This window comes from Streptomyces sp. Y7 (assembly GCF_043195415.1).
Lineage (GTDB): Bacteria > Actinomycetota > Actinomycetes > Streptomycetales > Streptomycetaceae > Streptomyces.
Map to the genome: position 1 here is coordinate 179,332 of NZ_JBIDDQ010000012.1, position 25,221 is coordinate 204,552.

Here is a 25,221-nt window from a genome sequence, read left to right on the forward strand (position 1 = left end):
CGTCACATCCGGCCAACTCCCGGATCCTCCCTGGGGATTACCCCCGGCCCGCGCTACGCGGAACCCAACCCCAGCACCATGATGATCCGGTCCTCGCCGGGTCCCAGATAGTCCCGGTGGACGCCTCCGTCGGTACCGAATCCCAGGGTGCGGTAGAGCATGATCGCCGCGGCGTTGGTCGGCTCGACCGTCAGCCGGACCTCGTGCACCCGCTCCCTGCGCAGCTGCCGCAGCACCTCCAGCATCAGCCGCTTGCCCAGCCCGCGTCCGCGCTGGTCGGCGCTGACGGCCAGGCTCAGCACCCAGCACACATAGCCGTCCGACGTGGTCACGAAGAGGACATAGCCGTGCAGGTACTCCCCGTCGTCGAGGACCAGGATCCGGTCGCCGTGCACGTCGATGTGCTGGCGCAGCACGAAGTACGGGTACGGGTCCTCGGGGAAGACCTCCCGGTCGACCCTGAGGAGCTCGGGCAGGTCCGTATCGGTGACGCCCCTCATCGTCAGCGGTCGATCGCTGCTGTCGGCGAGGAATGCCTGATCAGCGCGGCGACCCAGAAGAGGGAAACGTTCCTCCGGTACAGCCATCAACTGCCCCCTATGTGATGGAATGGTGTCACTCGTGCGGGTGAGCACCCGTTGCCGGTCGTTTTGGGTGCTCAGTTGGAGATCCGCCCATCTTGAGCAGGGCAATCCGGTGGTTCAAGAGTGCGAGATGCTTATGCCTCGACGCGCTCCCAGTGCGCCTTCCTTTGGTACCGTGAGTGAATGACCCAGAGATCGTCGGGGGGCGTCCAGTTGAAGAACGCTGAGGTGCGCTGGGCGGCATTCGACCCGATCGCCTACGTTGATCACAACTACCGCGACTTACAGGCAGAGGACGCGGAGATCCTGCACATGCTACGGGATCATTTCGGCGATCATTTCCGGAAGCAGGGCAGCGGCCCCGTATCCGGTATCGATGTGGGTGCCGGCGCCAATCTCTATCCCGCTCTCTCCATGATGCCGTGGTGCGACGAGATCACGCTCTTCGAGCGCTCGTCCGCCAACGTCGGCTACCTCAGAAGCCAGGTCGGGTCCTACGACCGCAACTGGGACCAGTTCTGGACCTCTCTGTGCGAGCACGAGGCGTACAACTCCCTTGGTGTGGACCCGCGTGAGCGGTTCTCCAAGGTCGTCTCGGTCGAGCAGGGCGACCTCTTCGACCTGGCGCGGCACGAGCGGCGGTGGTCCATGGGGACCATGTTCTTCGTCGCGGAGTCCATGACCACGTCCCACCAGGAGTTCCGCCTCGGCGTCGAGCGTTTTCTGCGCGCCCTGGCCCCGGGCGCGCCCTTCGCGGCGGCCTTCATGGAACATTCGAAGGGCTATCACGCGGGTGAGCATTTCTTCCCGGCCTGTGACGTGGGAGAATCCGAGGTGCGCGCGAGTCTTGAGGAGTTCGTGGGCGACGTCAAGGTCCAGCGGCTCGAATCCGCGGCCGAAGTACGGGACGGATATTCAGGAATGATCATCGCCTACGGATGGCGCAATAATTCGGACTCGATCATTCCGATCGACTGACCAGTGAATCGTCGCAGTGAATCTTCACAACAGAAGAGGGATATTCCTCAACTGATGGCAGTGCGGCCTGTGTGAGGGGCATGGGATGCAGATCAAGCCACGCCAGCATCTGCTGGACATCTGGCAGGGAGTCGCTCGCCACTCTTTCGACGGGGGAGAGTGGGAATGGGGCGAATGGGGCGGAGAGAGCAGTGTGGCCGACGCCGAGCGGCTGCTCTGCCTGCTGTACCCGGCAACCGAGATCCCCGCGTTCCGGCTCGACGACCCCGACACCACCCAGGAGGACGTCCAGCAGGTCCTGAAGAAGGCCGGCGGACGGCTGGACATCCCGGCCAACCTCGTGACGGCCGCCGCCGACTTCATGCGCACCCACACCGGTGACGACAAGCGGCCCACCTTCGCCGGGGGCTACTACTTCGGCTCGGCGGACAAGAAGAAGGAAGTCACCGAGGAACAACGCCAGTTGGGCGTGGTCGACTCCTTCTCCATGTCGATCACCCTGTGCCTGGCGACCCTCGGCTTCCTCAAGGTCTACGAGACCAGAACCCGGCGCAGCGACGTCCGGGACACCATCGCCGAACTGCGCCAGGCCACCAGCAACCGGCTGACCGCCGCCATGGTGAGCCTGCTGCGCTCCTTCGTCGTCAACGTCTTCGACACCGACTCCTCGCAGGGCCGCACGCTCTCCGAACTCCTCGGCCAGGGGCGGCTGTCGCAGCGCCAGGTGCTGAACATGTTCCAGAGCCGGTTCCGCGCGCTACGCGCGGCGATCGTCGAGAGCGTGTACCTCGGCATCGACGTCCAGGAGGGCCTCAAGGACGAGAACCAGCTGTTCGAGTGCGGCTGGGCCTGGACCATGGTCAAGGACTCGCCCGAGGTCGAGACGACGGAACCGGTCGGACCGCAGCCCGAGGGCGTCGCCAACGCGGTGCCGTACCTGTACTTCACCGTGGTCGCCCTCGACGGTATCCAGGACCTCTTCTCCGACCGCACCCTCACCCTCGGCCTGCTCAACAACGAACAGCAGCGTCTCGCGGAGGCGCTCCGCCTGCGGTGGGAACTGACCCAGCAGTACTGGTCCCGCATCGCCCGCTTCGACGACGACCGCTGGCCCCTGGAGGACATCCCCTGGCGTACGACGGGACAGAAGCTGGAGTCCGAGTACTTCTCCCTCTCCGTCGCCGCCATCCTCGTGCACGACCTGATGCGCCGCCGGGCCACCGACGACGACCTCACCCGCACCGTCGGCATCATGGAGCGCCTCGCCGAGCGCGGCCGCATCACCAGCCGGATGACCCGCGACGACCCCATGGTGCACCAGCTGCACAACGTCGGCGTCGCGCTGCCGCTGCAGGGCAGCGAGCGGCTCGGGCCGCCCATGACCTGGGCCATGACCGACTTCTCGGCCCAGCTGCTGAAGCGGACCGTCCAGCTGTGCACGCTGTCGCGCAACCTCGGCTCGCACGACCGGCTGCTGCGGCTCTCCGAGGACATCTTCGACCACATGTGGCGCCGCCGTATCCGGGACGGCGAGGGCGCCGGTCTGTGGGACAACGTGCACGCCGCGTATCCCGAGGCGGAGATCCACAAACGGCGCGTACCGGTGTCCTGGAGCATCACCGAGCGTGTCACCGAGGTCATGGTGCAGGCCCACGCCATGTACCGCCAGCCCCCGATCCGCAGCCTCGAACTCACCGAGCTGGCAAGGGCGTTGCTCAGTGAGTCCGCGCACCTGCTGGGCAACGAACAGATGGAACCCGCGCCCTCGGACGCCGGCCGGCACGGCATGCAGCTCAGGAACATCGAGGTCAAGCTGCGCCGGGCCCGCAGCCTGGTGGACGAACAGCCGGGTACCGCCTACGCGTTGACGCTCGACGTGCTGGGACAGCTCGACTCGCTCGCCCGCGCCCGCGAAGCCGCGGACCGGGGAGTGTGAACCGTGCTGATCTTCGCCGCCTCCGACAAAGGAGGCACGGGCCGCTCCGTCACGAGCGCCAACCTCGCCTACCACCGCGCGATGGCCGGGGACGACGTCTGCTACCTGGACTTCGACTTCGGCTCACCCACCGCGGCGGCCGTCTTCGACGTGGGCGACGCCCGTCAGGCCACCGAGGACCGCGGACTGCACGCCTACCTCATAGGAGAGGTCAGCGAACCGGCCCGGATCGACGTGTGGGCCGAGACGGAGCACCAGGTGCTGCGGTTCCCGCCACCGGGCAGCGGCCGTCTGGTGCTGATGCCGGGTGACGTCAGCGGCGGCGAGTTCGCCACCAGCGACGACAACCTGCGCCGCTGCGTCGACCTGCTGATGACGCTGTACTACGAGTTCGACCTGGTGATCGTCGACCTCAGCGCCGGCCGCTCCTACGCCGTCGACATGGTCCTGGAGGCCACCGCACAGTCCGAGATGAGCGAGGTCACGGCCCGCTGGCTGGTCTTCCACCGCTGGACCCGCCAGCACGTCGGAGCCGCCGCGAGCCTGGTGTTCGGCAAGCGCGGCATCGTCGCCGGCGGGGTCGAGCGCGGCCACGGCGAGGACGCCCTGCGCAACTCGATCCGCTTCGTGCGGGCCGCCGTACCCGACCCCGAGTCGCCGCTGTGGTCGCAGGTCTCGCCCACCCAGTCGGCGTGGATGCGCAAGACCGACGGCGACCTCAAGCAGCTCGCCTCCACGCACGGCATCGGCTACAGCCAGGTCCTCGGTTCGGTGCCGCTCGAACCGGTCCTGCAGTGGCGTGAGCAGCTCATCACCGACGAGGACGTCCTCGACAGTCAGATCGCCAACCAGGAGACCTGGCAGGCGCTCAGCCAGCTCGCCGGGCGCCTGACCGACGACAAGTACTGGGAGCAGGCGTGAGCGAGGCCGTGTTCCAGGAGACCACCGCGGAGCGGCGCACCCAGTCCGTTCCGCTGGCCCACCTCTCGCTGGAGCTGGGCCACCTTTACATGGAGGACTTCGAGGCGGGTCCGGAGCGACTGGCCGAGCACTTCGCCGAAGTGCGGATCTGGGTGGACGCCGTGCGCGCCTCGGCGGCCCGCCGCAGCAAGCGCCCCCGGATCAGCACCTGCTTCCTCGTCGACGACTACTTCACCCGCTTCTCCACCCCCGCCGAGCTGATCCCGATGGTGCTCAAGGAGGCCGAGAAGGCGGGCCTGGCCATCGACTACCTGGCCCGCGAGTCGGCCTGCGCGGTGGCCGACCGCATCGAGCTCGCCGAATCGGTCATGCACCGCCTCGTCGAGTCACCGCCGCCCGGCAGCTACGGCTCCCGCCCGTCCGTCAGCCACAGCGGCTGGCTCGCCAACGGCCAGCGCACCCCCTCGACGTCCCGCAGCGCGCTCGGCCAGGTCAAGGGCTGGGAGCCACCCCAGGAGACCGCGGCCCGCAACCACTCCATCTTCATGGACGTCGAGCTGTGGTCCGAGAAGGACGGCCGGCGCCTGTGGTCCTGCCCGTTCCTGGCCGCCGTCTGGCAGCTCGCCCGGCTCGGCCTGTTACGACACCTCGGCGACGCCGTGCTGACCCCCACCCAGTGGGAGGGCGGCGAGTTCCCGCAGGACTGGGACCGGCTGGATCCGCTGATCAGGCTCACCGACACCAAGGCGGCCTTCAGCGCCTACCGCACCTGCACCCTGATGCCGAACCGCTTCCTCGCCGTCGAGGACGCCGTACGGCTCATCCTGGACCAGATAGACGTCGACGCCGGCGCGCTCCAGCAGGTCGCCGAGCGGTCCGCCGGTGAGGGGATGCCGGTGCCCCCGGCGGTCGCCCAGCGCGCCACCTACGTCTTCTACGAGGAGCCCGGCGACTCCTCCGAGGCTGAGGGGACCTGAGATGACGGCGGCCCTCGGACAACCCGCGCGTTCGGTCCTCGCCTGCGGCGAGGTGCGCACCTGTCTGCTGCCGTCCCATCAGGCGCTGGACATCCGGGCCGCCGCCCAGCTGCTCAGGCTGCGCGCCGACGAACACGTCCGGGTCTCCGAGCGGCCGTCGATGTACGCCGTGTCGCCCGAGGTGCTGACCGGCGTGGACTGCAGGCTGCCCGCCGCCAACGGCTCCAAGGTCCGGGCCGTCGGTACGGTGGCCGCCCGCGCGGCACTGACCGAGGGCCGACTGCTGCAGTCGACGGCCTACTTCAGCCTGCCGGCCTCCGGCCCCGACACACGTCGCCCCTGGGGTCAGTATCTGGTCCGCCCCGGTCTGGTCGAGCCCTTCGGCAAGCTGCCCCAACAGGCCACCGCCGACGGGGTGTTGCGGGGAGCGGGGCGTGGCGAGCTGGACCTCGGGATGATCGCCGAAGGGCTGCTGGCCGAGCTGCGCCGGCACCCGCTGCTGGATCGCCGGGTGCCGTTCAAGTCCAGTCCCACGAGGCTGCGGTGGGTCGCGCGGCGCACCTCCGACGGGGAGCGGGCGTCGCTGGTGAACTTCACGGTGGCCGAGGGCGGGCTGCGCATGATCGAGCTACGCCTGCCGGAGCATGTTCCGGCGGCATCCGTGGCGGGCATTTGCGAAGATCTCGCCCTGCACGACTGGCTTTTGACGACTGTTCAGCACATGCTTGACAACAGTCGGCTCGGTGCGGCGGACGGACCCTCGGTGGTCGAGACGCTGCAACCGGTCGTCGTACATCTGCTGCATCTGTGGATGCCGCGCGCGCACGTGGACCCCGCGCTGGGTCATGTGTGGGACGTGCTGGAAGAGAAACCGGGGTTCTCCCGACAGTGGGAGAACCTGAGCCGGCGCATCCGAGATCGACTGGCCCTCCAGGCCGTGGCGACGCCGCACCAGGCGCTGAGCGCACGCTGAGGGACCGGTACCGGAAGAGACACCCGACGGGGGAAGAGAGATGAGTGGAGCGTCATCGTTAGGAGCGGGAAGTAACGGACACGCGGTACCGCGCCAGGATCAGCGCATGCCGAAGATGTTCTGGCGGATCCTGATCACGGCCGGAGCGGCGGGCGGCGCCTTCCTGCTCACCAGCATTCTCAGCGAGGACGACGGCAACATCTGGCAGTGGGTGGCGTCCATCGTCATCGGCAGCGCGGCGCTGATCGTGCAGTTCCTCATCGACTTCGGCGAGCGCTTCGAGAAGGTCGACACCCGCTTCAACGAGATTCTGGCGGCGACGACGCTGTTCAGCCAGGTCGACGGTTCGGTGCTGCGGTCCGACGAGGTGACCCGGCTGGTCCTCGGCTACACCAAGGTCCGGGAGCAGGGCGGCGACATCGTGCAGGCCTTCGCCGAGAAGGAGCTCGGCCGGCTCGCCAAGATGATGGAGGGGCTCGGCAGCGGCAGCGCGGACTGCCCCGGCGAGAACCACGAGTGGCTGATCGACATCACCGACTGCGTGAAGATGACCCTCGACGCCACCAGTACCTCGGTGGACCGGGAGTTCTGGAACAGCGGGCCGGCCGAGCGGTACCTCGCCGCGCAGGAGAAGGCGATCAAGCGGCGCGGTGTGGAGATCCGGCGGCTGTTCATCGTGCGGGACCCCGACGAGGTCACGCCCGAACTCAGAGCGCTGTGCGACAGCCATCGCCGGCGGGGCATCGACGCGCGGATCGCGGTGCGGTCCCTGATGCAGTCCAACCCCAGGGTGAGCGACTTCATCGTCTTCGACGGGGAGCTCTGCCACGAGACCAAGCCGGACCAGGAGAACAACCCGGACAGCACGCTGCTGAGCACAGAGCCGGACCACATCGAGGACCACATCACCCAGTTCACCGAGCTGTGGGCGGAGGCGGAACGTCAGCAGACGGCTCCGCGGGTCACCTCAGAGATGTGAGAAAACCTGCCCAGGCAGAGGCGGGGACGAGGAGTACGGGGCTGTCCGAGGCCAGTTTGGAGTCTCGGACAGGGATGATGCCGGGGACTCCGTCGGCTACCTCGACGCAGGATTCGCCGCCGCTGCCCCCGCTGTAGGTGCTTTTGCGCCAACGGGCCTTGCTCAGGTCGTACGCCTGCATCGTCTGTAGTCCTCCGCCACCGACTCGATCAGTGCCAGGGACGCGTCCAACGACAGTGCAGCGCCCCTCAGAAGATCGTAATCCGCCTGTGTTTGGTTCACTACAGCCGGATCGTCCAACAGACTCCCCGAAAACACGCCCTCTGTATAGGCAGTTGGTGGGGCGTCCTCGAACCGCATCAGGGTCATCATCTTGCCCATCTGGGGATGGGCCCCCGCCGAGAAGGGCAGCGCCTGGACCAGTACCTTGCGCTCCCGCACCATCGTCGCCACATGATCCAACTGCTCGGCCATCACTGCGGAGGAGCCGACAGGGACGCGCAGGACCGTCTCGTGCAGGATCGCCCAGTACACCGGCCTGGCGGCGTCCGAGAGGATCTGTGCGCGTTCCTGGCGCAGCCCGACCATCTGCTCGATGTACTGATCCGTCGCGAGCGGGTTGCTCGCCAAGTAGATGGCGCGGGCGTAGGCGGGCGTCTGGAGAAGCCCTGGCACGACAGCCGGCGCCCAGTCGCAGATCCTGGTTGCCAGTCGCTCCAACTCGGCAGCGTGCGCGAAATACTCCGCGTACCGCTGTTCCTTGATGAGCTTTCGCCAAAGTCGCTCGAAAATACCGTCGGTTTGCAGGGCCTCATCAATCCGCTCGGCGACATCTCGTTGTGGCTTTCGAATTGCCTGTTCGAACTGGCCGATGTATCCACCGGAGACAAATACCCGGGAACCCAGTTCCACCTGAGTGATCCCGGCGTTCTCCCGGCGCCGCTTCAGTTCCGCTCCGAAGAACTCCCACGCCGCCTGACGTGAACCGTTGGCCATGGCCAACCCCCTTGCGCTGCCCTGCACTTGTAGGGCACAGACTCCTGCCGAGTGTAGGCGCCGCAGGTCACCATGGAGATGGAAAGGGTGAAACCCGAATTCGAGGGGAGTCAGGTGACGGCACGACACTCGGCGCGCTGCGTCGAAGAAGCGGAGGAAGTAGTGAAGGAATTGCGGGCGGCGCTGGAGAAGGCAGGAATTACGCTCCCGACACTCCGGATCGATCCGGCGAGTCTTGCGCGAGAAGCTCCTTGCCCGCTCGTCGAATTGGGCCGATGTTCCGTGGAGACCGCGAGGCGGCTCGCGGCGGCACTGCGATGAAGCCGCCCATCGGGTCGTACGTGATCGACACTCGTTCGGGTCGGATCGGGATCGTGATGGGACACGAGGGACCGTATGTGCAGCTGAGACCGTACGGCGGCGGCAAGGAGTGGGACGCGGAGCCGGCGGCCGTGCGCAACGCGACGCCCGCCGAGCGGCTGCGCGCCGCGACGGCCTACGCGAACGCACGCAGCAGGGGTGAGGTTCCTTGACGTAGGGGGGTGCGCATAGGGTGCGGCGGCATGGCCTTGTGGAGATGGAGAAGGCGTGGTGTGAAGGCGGCCCGCCGCTACCCCGTGCCGCTCACCACGCACCAGCTGTGGATGGTGTCGCTGAGCGCGCCGGTGAGCCGGGACAGGAGCGCCTCGCGGACGACGCTGTACCCGTATGTGCGGATCGACGACGACAGTGCCCGGCGCTGGCTGGCCGACCAGTGGGAGATCACCTCACGTGAGGAGCTGGTCGGTCGGCTGGACGACCTGTCGCGCAGTGGTTACCGGGCGCGGGCGTACCGGCAGATCGGCGTCTCGCCGCTGGCCTGGGACGCCGCGCTGTACGTGGACATCACCCGGCGTGGCTTCGCCTGCGGGCTGATCGGCGAGGGCGACGCCTGGACCGCGCTGAAGAACATCGTGCCGACGGTGGTGCGGCAGTACGCCTCCTGGCAGGAGTACGCCGATCACTATCTGCTCGGGCGGCGGGTGTGGCGGGAGGGGCTGCGGGACGCGGCGGAGTCCGATCTGCCGGCCTCGCAGGCGGTCGCCGACGAGCATCTGAGGGCCCTCCTGGACCCGGCGAACCGCGCCAGCCCGTGGAACCAGGCCCCCTGGGACGCCATAAGCCACCCCGACCGCACCCGCTGAGTCGTGCCGTACGCGAGAATGACCCCATGAGTCTGTTCCGCGACGACGGCATCGTGCTGCGCACCCAGAAACTCGGTGAGGCGGACCGGATCATGCTGTGCTTTCCCGGGGGACAACCCCCGGACCCCCGGCCGGAACAGCGCGGAGGCGGGCGATGAGTCTCTTCCGGGATGACGGCATCGTGCTGCGCACCCAGAAACTCGGTGAGGCGGACCGGATCATCACGCTGCTCACCCGGGGGCACGGGCGGGTGCGGGCCGTGGCGCGGGGCGTGCGGCGCACGAAGTCCAAGTTCGGTGCCCGGCTCGAACCGTTCTCCCATGTCGACGTGCAGTTCTTCGCGCGAGGCAGCGAGCTGATCGGGCGCGGTCTGCCGCTGTGCACGCAGAGCGAGACCATCGCTCCGTACGGCGGCGGGATCGTCAGCGACTACACCCGCTACACCGCCGGGACGGCCATGCTGGAGACCGCCGAGCGGTTCACCGACCATGAGGGCGAGCCGGCGGTGCAGCAGTATCTGCTGCTGGTCGGGGCCCTGCGGACCCTGTCCCGCGGCGAGCACGCGCCGCACCTCGTTCTCGACGCCTTCCTGCTGCGGTCGCTCGCCGTCAACGGCTACGCCCCGACCTTCAGCGACTGTGCGAAGTGCGGCATGCCCGGCCCGAACCGCTTCTTCTCGGTCGCCTCCGGGGGCTCGGTCTGTGTCGACTGCCGGGTGCCCGGTAGCGTCGTACCGTCGCCGCAGACCCTGGAACTGCTCGGGGCGCTGCTTACGGGAGACTGGGAGACCGCGGACGCCTGCGAGCCGCGGCACGTCCGGGAGGGCAGCGGGCTGGTGTCGGCCTATCTGCACTGGCACCTGGAGCGCGGGCTGCGGTCGCTTCGGTACGTGGAAAAGTAGAGGGAGACGACAAGCACATGGCGGTAAGTGGGTTCCTCGGGCGCCGGCGACGCGAGTACAGCACGCCGGAGCCGCACCCGTCCGGCGCCCGCGCGCCGAAGCTCCCGGGTGAGCTGATCCCGAAGCATGTGGCGATCGTCATGGACGGGAACGGCCGCTGGGCCAAGGAGCGCGGTCTGCCGCGCACCGAGGGCCACAAGGTCGGCGCCGAGCGTGTGCTGGACGTCCTCCAGGGGGCCATCGAGATGGGCGTCGGCGCGATCTCGCTGTACGCCTTCTCCACCGAGAACTGGAAGCGCTCGCCCGACGAGGTGCGCTTCCTGATGAACTTCAACCGGGACTTCATCCGCAAGACCCGGGACCAGCTCGACGAGCTGGGGGTGCGGGTGCGCTGGGTCGGCCGGATGCCCAAGCTGTGGAAGTCGGTCGCCAGGGAGCTGGAGATCTCCCAGGAGCAGACCAAGGACAACGACAAGCTGACCTTGTACTTCTGCATGAACTACGGCGGCCGGGCCGAGATCGCGGACGCCGCGCAGGCCCTGGCCGAGGACGTACGGGCCGGGCGGCTGGACCCCTCCAAGGTCAGCGAGAAGACCTTCGCGAAGTACCTCTACTACCCGGACATGCCGGACGTGGACCTGTTCCTGCGCCCGAGCGGTGAGCAGCGCACCTCCAACTACCTTCTCTGGCAGAGCGCTTACGCCGAGATGGTCTTCCAGGACGTGCTGTGGCCGGACTTCGACCGGCGTGACCTGTGGCGCGCGTGCGTGGAGTTCGCCTCGCGCGACCGGCGGTTCGGCGGCGCGATCCCGAACGAGGAACTGCTCGCCATGGAAGGCCGCACCGAGGAGAGCTGATCTCCCGGACACAGCCGAAGGGCCCCGCTCCACCGAGGTGGAGCGGGGCCCTTCGGCTGTGTCCGGCTCGACCCAGGTCGTACTTGCCGTCCATGCCGGCCTTCGTGGTGGCGGTGTTGCCGTCGCCGCCGCCGTGAAGAGATCGCGAAGAGGTCACTGGGAGTTCATGTTCTGGCCAGCTGGCCGAAATTGTTCAGTTGTTGGCGGCCGCGCACTCCGCGCAGGTGCCGAAGATCTCCACCGTGTGCGCCACGTTCACATAGCCGTGCTCGGCGGCGATCGCGTCCGCCCACTTCTCCACGGCCGGGCCCTCGACCTCGACGGCCTTGCCGCACATGCGGCAGACGAGGTGGTGGTGGTGCTCACCGCTGGAGCAGCGGCGGTAGACCGACTCGCCGTCGGACGTGCGCAGGACGTCCACCTCGCCGGCGTCGGCGAGGGACTGCAGGGTGCGGTAGACCGTGGTCAGGCCGACCGAGTCGCCCTTGTGCTTGAGCATGTCGTGGAGCTCCTGCGCGCTGCGGAACTCGTCGACCTCGTCCAGGGCCGCCGCCACGGCGGCCCGCTGCCGCGTCGCGCGGCCCTTCACGGGCGGTCCAGCGGTCGTCACCGGTATGCCTCCTCACGTCTGCGCCTTGCCGGGCCATTGTGCCAGCCCGGGCCGAGCGCGGTCAGACGCTCACCTTCCCGTCGCTCTCCCTGCTGGCCGGAATCGCGCACTCCGCCGGGTCGCCGGAAGGTTGCGCCGCCGCCAGGGCGCGGGCCCTGCGCCGGGCCAGCGGGGTCGCCAGCGCGGTCAGCGCGATGAACGCCCCGATGGTCAGCAGCACGATCGTCGCGCCGGGCGGCACGTCCTGGTAGTACGAGGTCACGGTGCCGCCGATGGTCACCGTGATGCCGATCGCGACGGCGATGGCGAACGTCGCCGCGAAGCTGCGGGTCAGCTGCTGCGCCGCCGCCACCGGCACCACCATCAGCGCGCTGACCAGCAGCAGGCCGACCACGCGCATGGCGACCGTCACGGTCACCGCCGCGGTGATCGCCGTCAGCAGGTTCAGGGCGCGCACCGGAAGCCCGGTGACCCGCGCGAACTCCTCGTCCTGGCTCACCGCGAACAGCTGGCGGCGCAGGCCGAGCGTGACGAGCACCACGAACGCGGCGAGGGTGATGATCGCCGTCACGTCCGACTCGCTCACCGTGGACAGGGAGCCGAAGAGGTACGACGTCAGGTTCGCGTTCGAGCCGTTCGGTGCGAGGTTGATCAGCATCACACCGCCGGCCATGCCGCCGTAGAAGAGCATCGCGAGGGCGATGTCGCCTCGGGTGCGGCCGTACCAGCGGATCAGCTCCATCAGCACCGCGCCGAGCACCGACACCAGCGTCGCCATCCACACCGGTGACCAGGACAGCAGGAAGCCGAGGCCCACGCCGGTCATCGCGACGTGGCCGATCCCGTCGCCCATCAGGGCCTGACGGCGCTGGACGAGGTAGATGCCGACGGCGGGGGCGGTGATGCCGACCAGGACGGCGGCGAGCAGCGCCCGCTGCATGAATGCGTAGTTCAGGAAGTCCATCAGCTCAGCAGTCCCGTCCGGATCGGTTCGGCGTCGTGAGCCGCGTGCGGGTGTACGTGGTCGTGGCCGGGCAGCGCGTGCTGGCCGAGCGCCTTCGGGGGCGGCCCGTCGTGCATGACGCAGCCGTCGCGCAGGACGACCGCCCGGTCGATCAAGGGCTCCAGGGGGCCCAGCTCGTGCAGTACGAGCAGGACCGTCGCACCCCCCGCGACCTGCTCGGTGAGCGTGCGCGCGAGTACTTCCTGGCTGGCCAGGTCCACGCCCGCCATCGGCTCGTCCATGATCAGCAGCTCGGGCTCGGAGGCCAGGGCGCGGGCGATGAGCACCCGCTGGTGCTGGCCGCCGGACAGGGCGTTCACGGAGTCCTTCACCCGGTCCGCCATGCCTACCAGCTCCAGGGCGTGCCGTACGGCCGCGTGGTCGGCCTTGCGGAAGACGCCGAAGCGGGTGCGCGACAGGCGGCCCGAGGAGACGACCTCGCCGACCGTGGCGGGCACGCCGCCGGCGGCCGTCGTGCGCTGCGGGACGTAGCCCACCCGCGCCCAGTCGCGGAACCGGGCCCGCGCGGTGCCGAACAGCTCGATCTCGCCGGCGCTGACCGGCACCTGGCCGATGACGCTGCGCACGGCCGTCGACTTGCCGGAGCCGTTGGCGCCGAGCAGCGCGACGACCTCACCGCGGCGCACGGTGAGGTCGATGCCGCGCAGGACGGGGCGCGAGCCCAGCTCGGCGCGGACGCCGCGCAGCGATATGACGGGCTCGGTCATGCCGTCCTCCGTAGGGTCGGTCATTTGGCTCCCAGGGCGGTCTTCAGGGCCGTGAGGTTGGCCTCCATGACCTGGAAGTAGTCGTCGCCCTTGGACTTGTCGGTGATGCCCTCGAGCGGGTCGAGGACGTCCGTCTTCAAGCCGGCGTCGTCGGCGAGGGTCTTCGCGGTCTTGTCGGAGACGAGTGTCTCGTAGAACACGGTGGTCACGCCGTCGGCCCTGGCCTCCTTCTGGAGCTCCTTCATCCGGGCCGGACTCGGCTCGCTGTCCGGGTCGACGCCGGTGATGGCCTCCTGGGTCAGGCCGTAGCGCTCGGCGAGGTAGCCGAAGGCGGAGTGGTTGGTGAAGAAGACCTTGGACTTGGTGTCCTTGAGCCCGTCCGCGAACTCGGTGTTCAGCTCGCCGAGCTTCTTGACCAGGGCGTCCGTGTTCTTCTTGTAGTCCGCGGCGTGGTCCGGGTCGGCCTTCTCGAAGGCGCTGCCCACACCCTTGGCGATCTCGGCGTACTTCACCGGGTCCAGCCAGACGTGCGGGTCGAGGGCGTGCCCCTCCTCCTCGGAGTGGGCCTCCTCGCCGGCGTGGTCGTGCTCGACGTCGCCGTGGTCCTCCAGCGCGGTCAGCGTGGCGGCGTCGATCTTCGTGTCGAGGCCGGCCTGGCCGATGGCCTCGTCGACCGAGGGCTGGAGGCCCTTGAGGTAGAGGGCCGCGTCGGAGTCCTCGAGCTGGGCCCGCTGCTGGGCGCTGATCTCCAGGTCGTGCGGCTCCTGGCCGGGCTCGGTGAGGCTGGTGACCTTCACGTGCGAGCCGCCGATCTGCTCGGCGAGGAAGGCCATCGGGTAGAACGACGCGACGACGTCGAACTTGTCCGTGTTGCCCGCGGCGGCGCTGTCCGAGGAACAGGCGGAGAGGGTGCCGATACCGACTGCGGTGACGGCCGCGAGGGCGATCCCGGATATGTGAGGTCGTCGTACGTTCATGACAGTCATTTTCAGCAAAGTTGGAAACGGTTGTCAACAAGCGTGAGCGGCCGTCCACAGAGGGCTACCGATTTGATTGAGGGGGAGTGCCCGCCGGTACCCTGAAGCATTCGCTGTGAAGCGCCTCGCTTCGTCGCCCGTCGTCGTAATGAAGAGAGCACCGTGGCCGCCGACAAGATCGACACCATCGTCAGCCTGAGCAAGCGCCGTGGCTTCGTATTCCCCTGCAGTGAGATCTACGGCGGCCAGCGCGCCGCCTGGGACTACGGGCCGCTGGGTGTCGAGCTCAAGGAGAACCTCAAGCGCCAGTGGTGGCGCTACATGGTGACGTCGCGCGAGGACGTCGTCGGTATCGACTCGTCCGTGATCCTGGCCCCCGAGGTCTGGGTCGCCTCCGGCCACGTCGCCACGTTCACCGACCCGCTCACCGAGTGCACCTCCTGCCACAAGCGGTTCCGCGCGGACCACCTGGAGGAGGCGTACGAGGCCAAGAAGGGTCACCTCCCGGAGAACGGCCTCGCGGACGTGAACTGCCCGAACTGCGGCAACAAGGGCCAGTTCACCGAGCCCAAGCAGTTCTCGGGCCTGCTCTCCACCCACCTCGGCCCGACGCAGGACTCCGGCTCCATCGCCTACCTGCGCCCCGAGACCGCCCAGGGCATCTTCACCAACTTCTCCCTCGTGCAGACGACTTCCCGTCGCAAGCCGCCGTTCGGCATCGCGCAGATGGGCAAGTCCTTCCGCAACGAGATCACGCCCGGCAACTTCATCTTCCGCACCCGCGAGTTCGAGCAGATGGAGATGGAGTTCTTCGTCAAGCCGGGCGAGGACGAGAAGTGGCAGGAGTACTGGATGGAGCAGCGCTGGAACTGGTACACCGGCCTGGGCCTGCGCGAGGAGAACATGCGGTGGTACGAGCACCCGAAGGAGAAGCTCTCCCACTACTCCAAGCGCACCGCTGACATCGAGTACCGCTTCCAGTTCGGCGGCAACGAGTGGGGCGAGCTGGAGGGTGTGGCCAACCGCACCGACTACGACCTGAACGCCCACTCCAAGGCCTCCGGCCAGGACCTCGCCTACTACGACCAGGAGGCCGGCGAGCGCTGGACGCCGTACGTCATCGAGCCCGCGGCCGGTGTCGGCCGCGCGATGCTGGCGTTCCTCCTCGACGCCTACGTCGAGGACGAGGCGCCGAACGCCAAGGGCAAGATGGAGAAGCGCACGGTGCTGCGCCTGGACCACCGCCTGGCTCCCGTGAAGGTCGCGGTCCTGCCCCTGTCCCGCAACCCGGAGCTCTCGCCCAAGGCCAAGGGCCTCGCCCAGGCCCTGCGGCAGAACTGGAACATCGAGTTCGACGACGCCGGCGCCATCGGCCGCCGCTACCGCCGCCAGGACGAGATCGGCACCCCGTACTGCGTGACGGTCGACTTCGACACCCTCGAGGACAACGCCGTGACGGTGCGCGAGCGCGACTCCATGAAGCAGGAACGCATCTCCCTGGACCAGATCGAGGGCTACCTGGCGAGCCGCCTGATCGGCTGCTAGCTCGGTTCATGTGCAGGCCGCGGGTTCGACGCGGCCGGTCGCAGAGTTCCCCGCGCCCCTCAGGGCGCGGGGAACTCTGCGTTCACAGGTCCAGGTCGGTGTAGAGGGCGGCGTGGTCGGAGGCCGCATCCGCCCTGGTCTTCACCGTGTCGAAGTGATCGATGCCCGTGGCGGAGATCCCACGGGTCTCGAGGCCCACGTGCTGCACTTCCTTCCACAACGACGGCGGCAGCATCAGGTAGTCGAGCTTGTCCCGTTCGCTCTTGCACTGCCCGTGCGTGCCGGGCTTCCCGTGATAGGCGGGGTGGTCCATCACGTCGCGCAGACCGGTGTCCCGCAGCACCGCGATCGGTTCGCTGTCGGGGAAGTCGTTGAGGTCCCCGGCGACGATGACGTGCGGGGAGCGCTCCAGCGCGGCCCGGTAGATCTCCGCGACGCGCTTCGCCTGGGCCAGCCGCAGGAACGGGTTGTCGTCGGCCATGCTCTTCAGATGGTTGCCCAGGACCACGAGGTTCGTGTCGTCCAGTTCGATCTCGAACTCGGGACAGTCGCGGCTGAAGAGGCGCTTGTCGGCGCGCTCGGGGTTGGTGTCGAAGACGTGGGAGCGGATGGTCGTGATCGGGTGGCGGCTGAGGATCCCGATGTCGATGCCGCGCGGGTCGTTGCCGTCGATCAGCATGCTGTACGGGTACGGTCGCCTGCCCAGGGACTCGCCCAGGACCTGGGTGTTGAAGCGCTCCAGGGTGAGCCGGTCCTCGACCTCGACGGTGAGCAGGATGTCGGCGTCGACCTCCGCCACGACCCGGCCGGTGTTGTGCACGGCGGTCCAGTCGAGGTTGTCGCGGACGAGGTCCACCCATCCCGTCCAGTCGGCGCGGCCCTTCGCCTTGAGGGTGATGGCGATGTCGTCCTGCACCCGCCGTGAGGTGAACAGCGTGTGCTGGCCGCGGGTCTCGTTGATGACGAAGTGCCGAGTGCTGTCCTTGTCGCCGTCGTAGATCCCGTGCTTCTTGATGAGTTCGGCGATCCGGTCCTTGTCGGGCTTGTAGTCCGCCTTCTCCAGAAGGGAGACCAACTCGGCGTAGTGCTCCAGGACTTCCTGCTGTTCCTTGTGGTCCTGCATCCCGAAGACCTTGAGCCGGCGGAAGAGGTTCTCGGTGTTGAAGGTGGCGATACGGACGGCCATGGCGCGCCTCCTCGGGCGGCGCAGAACTACCGCGCGGCCGGCGGCAGGCGCCGCCGCGATCACTGCACGCCGACAGTTTCCATTGTCCGAGGGGTGCGCAGGGGTGTCCAACGGAGCCGATTGGTCCGGCAGCCAGGTCGTCGATTGGCCCTGTAGGGGGATGCGGCTGCCGCGGCAGGCTCGGCCGCATGAGTCTCGCCTTCCTTCTCACCACCCTTGTCGTCGTGGCCACTCCGGGCACCGGTGTCGTCTACACGCTCGCCGCCGGACTCTCCCGTGGGCGGCGGGCGAGTGCGGTGGCCGCACTCGGGTGCACGCTCGGGATCGTGCCGCACATGGTGGCCACCGTCACCGGCGTCGCCGCGCTGCTGCACGCGAGTGCGGCCGCGTTCCAGGTGCTGAAGTTCGCCGGGGTCGCCTATCTGCTGTTCATGGCGTGGGCGACGATCCGGGACAAGGAGGCCCTCGTGGTGGAGGAGGACGGCGAGTCCCTGTCCGCGGGGCGGGTGATCGTGCGCGGGGTACTGATCAATGTGCTCAATCCGAAGCTGACGATGTTCTTCTTCGCCTTCCTCCCGCAGTTCGTGGACCCGGGCCGGGCGGACGCAACCGCGCGCATGCTCGCGCTCAGCGGGGTGTTCATGGCGGTGACGTTCGTGGTCTTCGCGGCGTACGGCGTCCTCGCGGCCTCCGTGAGCAGCCACGTCACCTCCCGGCCCCGGGTGATGACGTGGCTGCGGCGGACCTTCGCGGGATCGTTCGTGCTGCTGGGGGCGAAGCTGGCGGTCAGTGCGCGTTAGCGGGTGGATGGCGAACACGGTGAACGCGGCGAGCTCCGCGCGTCGCTGACCCGCGCGCATGGGCCTTGTGCAGGAAATTCCCCGGGCAGGCACAGCCCTTTTGTTGTTCGCGATCTCCGCAACAACCGTCCGTCCCACAGCAATTTCTGATGACTGTCGCCGGACACCGCTGGCTAGGTTTGACCGCGTTCACGCAAGGAGTGTTCGAGAAAAGAAAAGGACATGTCCGTGGTCAAAAAAGGGATTTCCCGCACGGTGCCGCTTGATTCACCGGTGTTCTCCCGCCGCAGGGCACTCACGTCGCTGGCCGGTGCCGCCGTGGCCGGCGCCGCGCTCGCCGCGGGTGCGCCTCCGGCCCTCGCCGCGGACGGGGACGGCCCGACCCCGCCGGAGGAGCGCGCCGGCGGCCTGCCTCTGGTCATCCACAACAACAGCGGTGAGTACGCCAACCGCAACATCCACCTGTACATAGTCGGCAGCCGGGGCGACCGTCAGGTCCGGGTCACACCCCGCGGCACGGTCGAGCCGGTCAAGGTCTCCGACAACAAGGACAACGGCTTCACCGACTACGCCATCCCGCTCGACGCCCGCGGCACCACGCGGATCCGGCTGCCGCACATGTCCGGCCGGATCTACGTCTCCCTGGGCGGCAAGCTCAAGCTCAAGGCCGTCCAGGACGGGGCCGGGCGGCCCGCGCTCCAGCATCCGGCGGGCTGGGTGAAGAACGACCCCAACTTCCCCGTGCTGCACGACTTCGTGGAGTTCACGCACAACGAGTCCGGCATGTTCTGCAACACCACCATGGTCGACATGTTCAGCGTGCCGCTGATGATCCGGCTCTCCGGGAACCGGGACCAGACCACCGGCAGGATGCGGCAGGGCGGCCGGGCCCGCATCTTCCGGGCCATGGAGAACACCGCCGGCTTCGGAAGGCTGGTCGTCGGCGAACGGCGGGTCATCGCGCCGAGTCACGGCCTCGACGCGGGCCGGTTCGGCAAGCACTACTTCGACCCGTACATCGACAAGGTCTGGCAGGCCTATCGGCAGCAGCCGCTCCATGTCCGCACCGTCGCGGGTGCGTTCACCGGCCGGGTCGACAACGGCAGGCTCACCTTTCACGGCCCGGCGACGGTCTCCTTCGCCAAGCCCTCCACCCGCGACGTGCTGTTCTGCGACGGCGCGCTCGCCGCGCCCAACGACGGGGTCACCGGTCCGGTCGCCGCGATCCTGGGCGCCGGCTTCAACCGCTCCACGCTGCTCAGCCACCCGAGGCAGCCCACCACGCGCGCGGCGGACTTCTACAAGCCGGAGATCACCAACCACTACGCGCGGGCCATCCACGCCCAGATGGGCAACGGCAAGGCGTACGGCTTCGCCTTCGACGACGTGGCCGAGTGGGCGTCGTACATCCAGGACACCCAGCCGCAGGCCATGCACCTGACGCTGACCCCGTTCTGACGGGCCGGTACGGCCGCTCTCCTCTCCCGATCCACTGACGAAAGGCGATCTGTCATGCCCGTCATCCGTCGTACGCAGTCGGTTCTCGCCGTCACCCTGGCGGCGGCCGTTCTCGGAGTCGCCCAGGCGTCGCCGGCGTCCGCCGTCCCGTTCGGCAAGGTCCATCAGGGCAAGGCGACTTTCTACAACGACGCCGGCACCGGGGCCTGCGGAAAGCCGCTCGACGCCGCGACCCAGATGCTCGTGGCGGTCTCACCGAAGTGGTGGAAGGCCGAGAACCCGAACCGCGACCCGCTCTGCCACGCCAAGGTCCGGCTGACCTTCCGCGGAAAGACCATCACCGTCCCGGTCAAGGACAAGTGCATGGAATGCGGGCCGCACCACATCGACCTCAGCCAGCCGGCTTTCGCGAAGCTGGCCAATCCCGCCAAGGGCGTCATTCACAAGGTCAAGTGGAAGTTCGTCCGCTGACCGGCCCGCTCCCTCGCCCGCTGACCACCGATTCATTCCATCCGTTCAACAGCCCATTCAGTCAGGGAGTTTCCACCATGCCGAAGATACGTACCGCCCATGCCCTTCTGACCGCCGTGCTGCTGGCGACGACAGGTGCCGGGCTCACCGCGGCGACCGCTTCCGCCGCGCCTGCCGAACTCGCCGCGCCCGCCGCCCAGGGCGACTTCGTCGTCAGCAAGGCGGAGTACAACAGGATGTTCCCGAACCACAAGCCCTTCTACAACTACGAAGCCCTGGTCAAGGCGATGAAGAAGTACCCGGCCTTCGCGGACAAGGGCAACGCCAGGACCAAGAAGCGGGAGGCGGCCGCCTTCCTCGCCAACGTCCACCACGAGACCGGCGGCGGGCGCTACATCGTCGAGCAGAACGAGGCCAACTGGCCGTCGTACTGCGACACCACGCAGCCGTACGGCTGCCCGGCGGGGCAGTCCGCGTACCACGGTCGCGGGCCGATCCAGCTCAGCTGGAACTTCAACTACAAGGCCGCCGGTGACGCGCTCGGTATCGACCTGCTCCACAAGCCGGGGCTGGTGCAGAAGAACCCCGTCGTGGCGTGGAAGACGGGACTGTGGTTCTGGATGACCCAGTCCGGCGCGGGCACCATGACCCCGCACAACGCCATGGTCAAGGGCAAGGGCTTCGGCCAGACGATCCGCAGCATCAACGGCGCCATCGAGTGCAACGGGGGCAACCCGGCCCAGGTGCAGAGCCGGGTGAAGACGTACAAGAAGTTCACGAGGATCCTCGACGTCAAGCCGGGCAAGAATCTCAGCTGCTGACCCGCTGAGCCGGTGCCGGACGCCCGTGAAATCCCCGGGCGTCGGCACCCCGACGCCACACCATGCCCGTAGCACCCCCCACCTTCATCGGAGCCGAATCCATGAGACGTACCGCGATGCTGGTCAGCGTCCTCAGCCTCGCCGCCCTGGGCGCCACCGTCGGGCCGGCGCAGGCGGCGCCCGCACCCGCCGCCAACGAGACCCGTGCCACCTCCTTCTCCGACCAGGAGCAGGACAGGGCCCTGGAGTTCTGGACCGACGCCCGGCTGAACGCCGCCAAGGCGATGGCCGCGCCCGTCACCGTCCCTCGGGCCCCGGCCGTCACGTCGTCCGCCACCGACGACGGAGGGCCTCGACTGTCCGTCCCGCCGGTGGTCCACCCCGACGCGGAGACCACCGCGCCAACTGGGATGTCGCCTTCGCCGCCCTGCGCAAGCGTGACGGCCGCCCGGTGGCCAGGATCGTGGGCGGTGCGCAGGGCATCAAGTTCAATGCGCCGACCGGGCGTTACGTCCATTCCTTCGGCTACGGCGGTTCGCGCGCCGAGGGCAACGGCGAGCGGCTGAACCACTGCCAGGGCAAGGAACACCGCGACCTCGGGCGCCCCGGCTCCACCATGTGGGGCATCGACTGCGTGCAGACCGGCGGGTCCAGCGGCGGTGCCTTCCTCGCCGAGTTCAAGGCCGACAAGGGGGTCGGTGTTCTGGTCGGCAACATCGCCGTCGGCACGGACGTGAGCGAGTACCACCCGCGTCTCGGCGACCGCGCCCGCAAGCTCTACCGGGCCGCGAGCAGGGCCTGATTCCCGCCCGGGGCGGCGTTCCTCTCCCTTCCCCGCCTCTGGGCTTCCCGGAACACCGGGCGCCGGCACGGGTTTTCGTGCCGGCGCCCGGTGTTCCTCATGTGCGTGCCGGAACCACTGGCCGCGGAGCCGGAATAAATCCCGGAATAAATACCCCGGCACTTATGGGTGTTGACCGGCGCGGAATTCGGCTGCCACGCTTTCGATATGATTCGTACTCGTCAATTGCTGACCCTGATGGTCGGCGCAGCGGCACTGGCTCTGGCGGCCCCGAGTGGAATGGCCGGGGCAAAGAACAGTTCCGCCGTCACCACACAGCCGGTCGCGGCCGCTGCGGAAAAGCCGAACATTGTCTTCGTCCTCACCGACGACATGTCCTCGAATCTCCTGCCGTACATGCCGGAGGTTCGGAAACTCCAGTCGCAGGGCATGACGTTCAGCGACTTCGTGGTCAGCAACTCGCTCTGCTGCCCGTCCCGGGCGTCCCTCTTCACCGGCCGGTACCCCCACAACACCGGAGTCCTCAGCAACGAGGGGCCGAACGGCGGATTCGGCGCCTTCCACGACGCCGGAGAGGAGCGGGACACCTTCGCCACGGCCCTGCAGGCCAAGGGCTATCGCACGGCCATGATGGGCAAGTACCTGAACGGCTACAGCCCCAGCGACACCGTCGCGGGTCAGAAGCCGTACGTACCGCCGGGCTGGAACCAGTGGGACGTCGTCGGCGGTGGCTATGAGGGCTACGACTACAAGCTCGCCCACAACCACAGGATCGAGTCGCACGGCGACCGGCCCAAGGACTATCTGACCGACGTGCTGAGCAAGAAGGGCACGGCCTTCGTCAGGAAGTCCGCGGCGGCGAACAAGCCGTTCCTGCTGGAGATCGCGCTCTTCACGCCGCACGGCCCCTCCACGCCCGCGCCCCGCCACGAGAACGCCTTCCCCGGCCTCGAGGCCCCGCGCAGCCCCGCGTTCGACAAGCTGCCCACCAACGCCCCGCCATGGCTGGCCCGGCAGGACCGGCTGACCCAGCAGGAGAAGAACACGATCGACCGGAAGTTCCGCAAGCGCGCCCAGGCGCTCCAGTCGGTCGACGAGATGATCGGGAAGCTGCGAGGCGCCCTGACCCGGGCCGGCGTCGCCGACGACACCTACCTCGTCTTCGGCTCCGACAACGGCTTCCACCTGGGCGAGTACCGCCTCAAGGCGGGCAAGCAGACCGCCTTCGACACCGATGTCCGGGTACCGCTGGTGATCGCCGGACCCGGTGTCGCGCAAGGCAGGACGAGCAACGCCCAGGTGTCGAACATCGACCTCGCGCCCACCTTCCAGCGGATCGGCGGCGCCCCGGTGTCGTCCCGGGTGGACGGGCACAGTCTGCTCCCGCTCCTCGACGGAGGCCCCGACTCCAGCTGGCGCACGACCAACCTGATCGAGCACCGCCACGCCGACAGGTCGCCGGGCGACCCCGACAACGACGGCGGGGAGAGCATCAGCCCGCCGAACTACCACGCCCTGCGCACCAACTCCCACACCTACGTCGAGTACGGCAGCGGAGAGAAGGAGTACTACGACCTCCGCACCGACCCCTACCAGCTCCACAACACCGTGAGGCAGCTGAGCGGGGCCCGCCTCGACACCCTGCACGACGCGCTGACCCGACTCAAGAACTGCCGTGGCGACGGTTGTTGGAGCGCCGGGAACCCGTAGATCCTCTCCCTGGGACGCCCCCGCCGCGTAGTGTGGGCGGGGGCCGTCCGCAGGCACGGGACAGGCCGGGGCGGCGGAGTGCGGGTGACGAGTGCTGATGGTCGACGGAGGACTCGTCCTGCGTACGGATGCCGGTGAGCGGACGTCCGGTGGCGGCCGGTGAAGCTCTCCACCCGGCTCGCCTTCACCGTCGGCGGCGGCGTACCCGTGCTGGTCATGGCCTGCGGCTGGCTGCTGCTGAGCGTCATAGGCGATGACCTGCGCCAGCAGCAGGACGCTCAGCTGCAAGCCCGTGCCACCGTCGTGGCCAAGAACACCAAGAACTACCTGGACGCGGCCGGGACCGGGCAGCCGGTGGTCGAGAAGGCCCGCCGGCAGCGGCTCATCAAGTCCACCAGCGGCATGGGCGTACGGGTCACCGGACCCACGGCCACGCTGCGAGCCGGTCCCCAACTCCCGCCCGCGCAGTTGCCGTACAGCGCCCCGAAGCCGCTGGAGGTGACCGTCGAAGGCCGGGACTGGCTGGTCCTGTCGCTGCCCGTCGCCATCGACCGGAAGCGGGACCGGCCCAACCTCTGGCTGTACGCACCGGACACCGTCGAGGAGGAGTTGGCGCTGGTGCGCCGACGTGTCTACGTCGGGGCCGCGCTGGCCCTGCCGCCGGCGGGAGCGGCGGCCTGGGCCATCGCGAACCAGGCCGTGCTGCCGCTGCGCCGGCTGCAACGGCGTACCAGCGGACTCGACCCGCGCATCAGCTCGGCCCGCCTCGAGCACCGCCCCACGCGCATCGCCGAGGTCGACGACCTCGCGCTCACCCTGCAGACCGTGCTCAACCGCTACGACGAGCAGGTGGCACGCACCGGGGAGGCTCTGGCCACGGCCCGGTCGTTCGCGGCGGCGGCCTCCCATGAGCTGCGCAATCCGCTGACCAGCATCCGCGCCAACCTGGACGTCCTGGCCGGCCCGTTCGAGCTCGATCCGGCGGAACGGGCCGAGGTACTGGCCGAGTTGGTGGTCGAGCAGGAGAGGCTGGTCGGCCTGCTCACCATGCTGCGGACCCTGGCGCAGGGCGATCTGGTCGAGGCGGAGGCGTTCGCGCCGCTGGACCTGGGGGAGCTGGTGCACTCCTGCGTTGCCGGACTGCGCCGCGCCCATCCCGAGACCGAGGTGTCCGTGCGGGCGGCGTCGGGACTGATCGCGCACGGCTGGGCGGAGGGGCTGCGCTCGGCCGTGGACAACCTGCTGACCAACGCCCGGGTGCACGGCAGGGTCGGCGAACGCGCCGCCACCATCGCGGTGACCCTGCGGCAGTCCGGCCGGCCGGGTGAGCGGACCGCGGTACTCACCGTGGACGACGACGGCCCCGGCGTCCCGCCCGAACGCCGGGAGAAGATCTTCGAGCGTTTCTGGCACGGTCCGGACAGCCCCGGCTCCGGCCTCGGCCTCACCCTCGTCGCCCAGCAGGTCACCCTGCACCAGGGGCAGGTCTCGATGTCGGACCGTCCGGACGGGCAGCGCGGCACCCGCTGCGAGGTACGGCTGCCGCTGACCGGCGTGCGGGAGTTCGAGCACACACTGCCGTTGCTGCGCCGCGACTGGTTGAGCGGCACGGCGGAGGCATCCGGAATTAATCCCGGCCGAGACTGATTAATTCCGGCTCGAATTCGCCTCACCCGGGGGCGACGAATGAGGGATCGGTCATTACTGCGCTGAATTAATCCCGCCCGGCGTCGATTTTTCCCGCGCGGATTCCTTGAGAACGGCACCTCCTCCTCGTCATGGTTTCAGAGACACGGTCGGATCCCGGGAAGAGAGGAACGCCGA

27 protein-coding genes are annotated in these 25,221 nt (G+C 68.5%); 19 read left to right on the forward strand and 8 right to left on the reverse strand.

Annotated elements, in window-relative coordinates; genetic code table 11:
- Positions 1-53: 53 nt before the first annotated feature.
- The gene (locus tag ACGFW6_RS27365; RefSeq protein ID WP_030947843.1) at positions 54-587 is read right to left on the reverse strand and encodes an N-acetyltransferase; all 534 of its coding nucleotides are present in this window, start codon (positions 585-587) and stop codon (positions 54-56) included.
- 180 nt (positions 588-767) lie between these two features.
- Here ACGFW6_RS27365 and ACGFW6_RS27370 point away from each other — a divergent pair, with 180 nt between their 5' ends.
- The 6 genes from ACGFW6_RS27370 to ACGFW6_RS27395 all read left to right on the forward strand — a co-directional run bounded on the left by ACGFW6_RS27370 (position 768) and on the right by ACGFW6_RS27395 (position 7,348).
- Positions 768-1,562 (forward strand): SCO2525 family SAM-dependent methyltransferase, encoded by a 795-nt coding sequence (locus ACGFW6_RS27370; RefSeq protein WP_393515145.1) that lies wholly within the window; start codon positions 768-770, stop codon positions 1,560-1,562.
- An 85-nt stretch (positions 1,563-1,647) separates the two neighbouring features.
- Complete coding sequence (locus tag ACGFW6_RS27375) at positions 1,648-3,498, forward strand: SCO2524 family protein (RefSeq protein ID WP_393515148.1); 1,851 nt, start codon at positions 1,648-1,650, stop codon at positions 3,496-3,498.
- Between the two features lie 3 nt (positions 3,499-3,501).
- The gene (locus ACGFW6_RS27380) at positions 3,502-4,419 is read left to right on the forward strand and encodes an SCO2523 family variant P-loop protein (RefSeq protein WP_393515151.1); all 918 of its coding nucleotides are present in this window, start codon (positions 3,502-3,504) and stop codon (positions 4,417-4,419) included.
- Positions 4,416-5,396: an SCO2522 family protein gene (locus ACGFW6_RS27385; protein ID WP_393515154.1), complete on the forward strand. Its 981-nt coding sequence runs from the start codon at positions 4,416-4,418 to the stop codon at positions 5,394-5,396. The genes ACGFW6_RS27380 and ACGFW6_RS27385 overlap by 4 nt, the downstream gene beginning before the upstream one ends.
- Position 5,397: 1 nt before the next feature.
- Complete coding sequence (locus ACGFW6_RS27390) at positions 5,398-6,369, forward strand: SCO2521 family protein (RefSeq protein ID WP_393515157.1); 972 nt, start codon at positions 5,398-5,400, stop codon at positions 6,367-6,369.
- Positions 6,370-6,475: 106 nt separating this feature from the next.
- Positions 6,476-7,348: a DUF6879 family protein gene (locus tag ACGFW6_RS27395; protein ID WP_393515160.1), complete on the forward strand. Its 873-nt coding sequence runs from the start codon at positions 6,476-6,478 to the stop codon at positions 7,346-7,348.
- On the opposite strand, the gene ACGFW6_RS27400 is transcribed toward ACGFW6_RS27395, so the two are convergent.
- Together ACGFW6_RS27400 and ACGFW6_RS27405 are read right to left on the reverse strand one after the other, a co-directional pair.
- The gene (locus ACGFW6_RS27400; RefSeq protein ID WP_393515163.1) at positions 7,332-7,529 is read right to left on the reverse strand and encodes a DUF397 domain-containing protein; all 198 of its coding nucleotides are present in this window, start codon (positions 7,527-7,529) and stop codon (positions 7,332-7,334) included. The two genes, ACGFW6_RS27395 and ACGFW6_RS27400, sit on opposite strands and share 17 nt — an antisense overlap.
- On the reverse strand, positions 7,511-8,344 hold the full coding sequence (locus ACGFW6_RS27405; RefSeq protein WP_393515166.1) for a helix-turn-helix domain-containing protein: 834 nt from the start codon (positions 8,342-8,344) through the stop codon (positions 7,511-7,513). Before ACGFW6_RS27405 ends, ACGFW6_RS27400 begins: the two co-directional genes overlap by 19 nt.
- A 317-nt stretch (positions 8,345-8,661) precedes the next feature.
- On the opposite strand from ACGFW6_RS27405, the gene ACGFW6_RS27410 reads away from it, so the two are divergent.
- From ACGFW6_RS27410 to ACGFW6_RS27430, 5 genes are read left to right on the forward strand one after another with little or no spacing between them, the layout of a single operon-like run.
- On the forward strand, positions 8,662-8,877 hold the full coding sequence (locus ACGFW6_RS27410; protein ID WP_126898451.1) for a hypothetical protein: 216 nt from the start codon (positions 8,662-8,664) through the stop codon (positions 8,875-8,877).
- Positions 8,878-8,907: 30 nt separating this feature from the next.
- Positions 8,908-9,528: a DUF1266 domain-containing protein gene (locus tag ACGFW6_RS27415; RefSeq protein WP_393515169.1), complete on the forward strand. Its 621-nt coding sequence runs from the start codon at positions 8,908-8,910 to the stop codon at positions 9,526-9,528.
- Between the two features lie 26 nt (positions 9,529-9,554).
- Complete coding sequence (locus ACGFW6_RS27420) at positions 9,555-9,686, forward strand: hypothetical protein (RefSeq protein WP_393515172.1); 132 nt, start codon at positions 9,555-9,557, stop codon at positions 9,684-9,686.
- Positions 9,683-10,429 (forward strand): DNA repair protein RecO, encoded by a 747-nt coding sequence (gene recO / locus ACGFW6_RS27425; protein ID WP_393515175.1) that lies wholly within the window; start codon positions 9,683-9,685, stop codon positions 10,427-10,429. The genes ACGFW6_RS27420 and recO overlap by 4 nt, the downstream gene beginning before the upstream one ends.
- 17 nt (positions 10,430-10,446) lie before the next feature.
- The gene (locus ACGFW6_RS27430; protein ID WP_381576046.1) at positions 10,447-11,286 is read left to right on the forward strand and encodes an isoprenyl transferase; all 840 of its coding nucleotides are present in this window, start codon (positions 10,447-10,449) and stop codon (positions 11,284-11,286) included.
- Between the two features lie 193 nt (positions 11,287-11,479).
- Here ACGFW6_RS27430 and ACGFW6_RS27435 read toward each other — a convergent pair whose 3' ends face one another.
- From ACGFW6_RS27435 to ACGFW6_RS27450, 4 genes are all read right to left on the reverse strand, one after another.
- Positions 11,480-11,896 carry a Fur family transcriptional regulator gene (locus tag ACGFW6_RS27435; RefSeq protein WP_393515179.1) on the reverse strand — a complete coding sequence of 139 codons (417 nt, stop codon included), beginning with the start codon at positions 11,894-11,896 and terminating at the stop codon, positions 11,480-11,482.
- 61 nt (positions 11,897-11,957) lie between these two features.
- A complete protein-coding gene (locus tag ACGFW6_RS27440; RefSeq protein WP_393515182.1) occupies positions 11,958-12,860 on the reverse strand; it encodes a metal ABC transporter permease in 903 nt (300 codons plus the stop codon).
- Positions 12,860-13,651, reverse strand: a complete 792-nt coding sequence (locus tag ACGFW6_RS27445; RefSeq protein WP_393515185.1) for a metal ABC transporter ATP-binding protein — start codon at positions 13,649-13,651, stop codon at positions 12,860-12,862. Before ACGFW6_RS27445 ends, ACGFW6_RS27440 begins: the two co-directional genes overlap by 1 nt.
- Positions 13,648-14,604 carry a metal ABC transporter substrate-binding protein gene (locus tag ACGFW6_RS27450; protein WP_393515188.1) on the reverse strand — a complete coding sequence of 319 codons (957 nt, stop codon included), beginning with the start codon at positions 14,602-14,604 and terminating at the stop codon, positions 13,648-13,650. Before ACGFW6_RS27450 ends, ACGFW6_RS27445 begins: the two co-directional genes overlap by 4 nt.
- Positions 14,605-14,766: 162 nt before the next feature.
- Between ACGFW6_RS27450 and ACGFW6_RS27455 the strand changes: the two genes are divergently transcribed.
- A complete protein-coding gene (locus ACGFW6_RS27455; protein WP_393515191.1) occupies positions 14,767-16,149 on the forward strand; it encodes a glycine--tRNA ligase in 1,383 nt (460 codons plus the stop codon).
- A gap of 82 nt (positions 16,150-16,231) precedes the next feature.
- Here the strand turns inward: ACGFW6_RS27455 and ACGFW6_RS27460 are convergent, their stop codons facing one another.
- Positions 16,232-17,335: an endonuclease/exonuclease/phosphatase family protein gene (locus tag ACGFW6_RS27460; RefSeq protein ID WP_393515194.1), complete on the reverse strand. Its 1,104-nt coding sequence runs from the start codon at positions 17,333-17,335 to the stop codon at positions 16,232-16,234.
- 188 nt (positions 17,336-17,523) lie between these two features.
- Between ACGFW6_RS27460 and ACGFW6_RS27465 the strand changes: the two genes are divergently transcribed.
- From ACGFW6_RS27465 to ACGFW6_RS27495, 7 genes are all read left to right on the forward strand, one after another.
- On the forward strand, positions 17,524-18,135 hold the full coding sequence (locus ACGFW6_RS27465) for a LysE family translocator (RefSeq protein ID WP_393515197.1): 612 nt from the start codon (positions 17,524-17,526) through the stop codon (positions 18,133-18,135).
- A 222-nt stretch (positions 18,136-18,357) separates the two neighbouring features.
- Positions 18,358-19,593 (forward strand): beta-1,3-glucanase family protein, encoded by a 1,236-nt coding sequence (locus ACGFW6_RS27470; RefSeq protein ID WP_393515200.1) that lies wholly within the window; start codon positions 18,358-18,360, stop codon positions 19,591-19,593.
- Between the two features lie 54 nt (positions 19,594-19,647).
- Positions 19,648-20,064, forward strand: a complete 417-nt coding sequence (locus ACGFW6_RS27475; RefSeq protein ID WP_393515203.1) for a cysteine/serine endopeptidase inhibitor — start codon at positions 19,648-19,650, stop codon at positions 20,062-20,064.
- Between the two features lie 77 nt (positions 20,065-20,141).
- Positions 20,142-20,885: a chitinase gene (locus ACGFW6_RS27480; RefSeq protein ID WP_393515206.1), complete on the forward strand. Its 744-nt coding sequence runs from the start codon at positions 20,142-20,144 to the stop codon at positions 20,883-20,885.
- A gap of 451 nt (positions 20,886-21,336) precedes the next feature.
- Complete coding sequence (locus ACGFW6_RS27485) at positions 21,337-21,687, forward strand: hypothetical protein (RefSeq protein ID WP_393515209.1); 351 nt, start codon at positions 21,337-21,339, stop codon at positions 21,685-21,687.
- A gap of 207 nt (positions 21,688-21,894) precedes the next feature.
- Positions 21,895-23,397 (forward strand): sulfatase, encoded by a 1,503-nt coding sequence (locus ACGFW6_RS27490; RefSeq protein ID WP_393515212.1) that lies wholly within the window; start codon positions 21,895-21,897, stop codon positions 23,395-23,397.
- 159 nt (positions 23,398-23,556) lie between these two features.
- Complete coding sequence (locus ACGFW6_RS27495; RefSeq protein ID WP_393515215.1) at positions 23,557-25,044, forward strand: sensor histidine kinase; 1,488 nt, start codon at positions 23,557-23,559, stop codon at positions 25,042-25,044.
- The last annotated feature ends 177 nt before the right edge of the window (positions 25,045-25,221 follow it).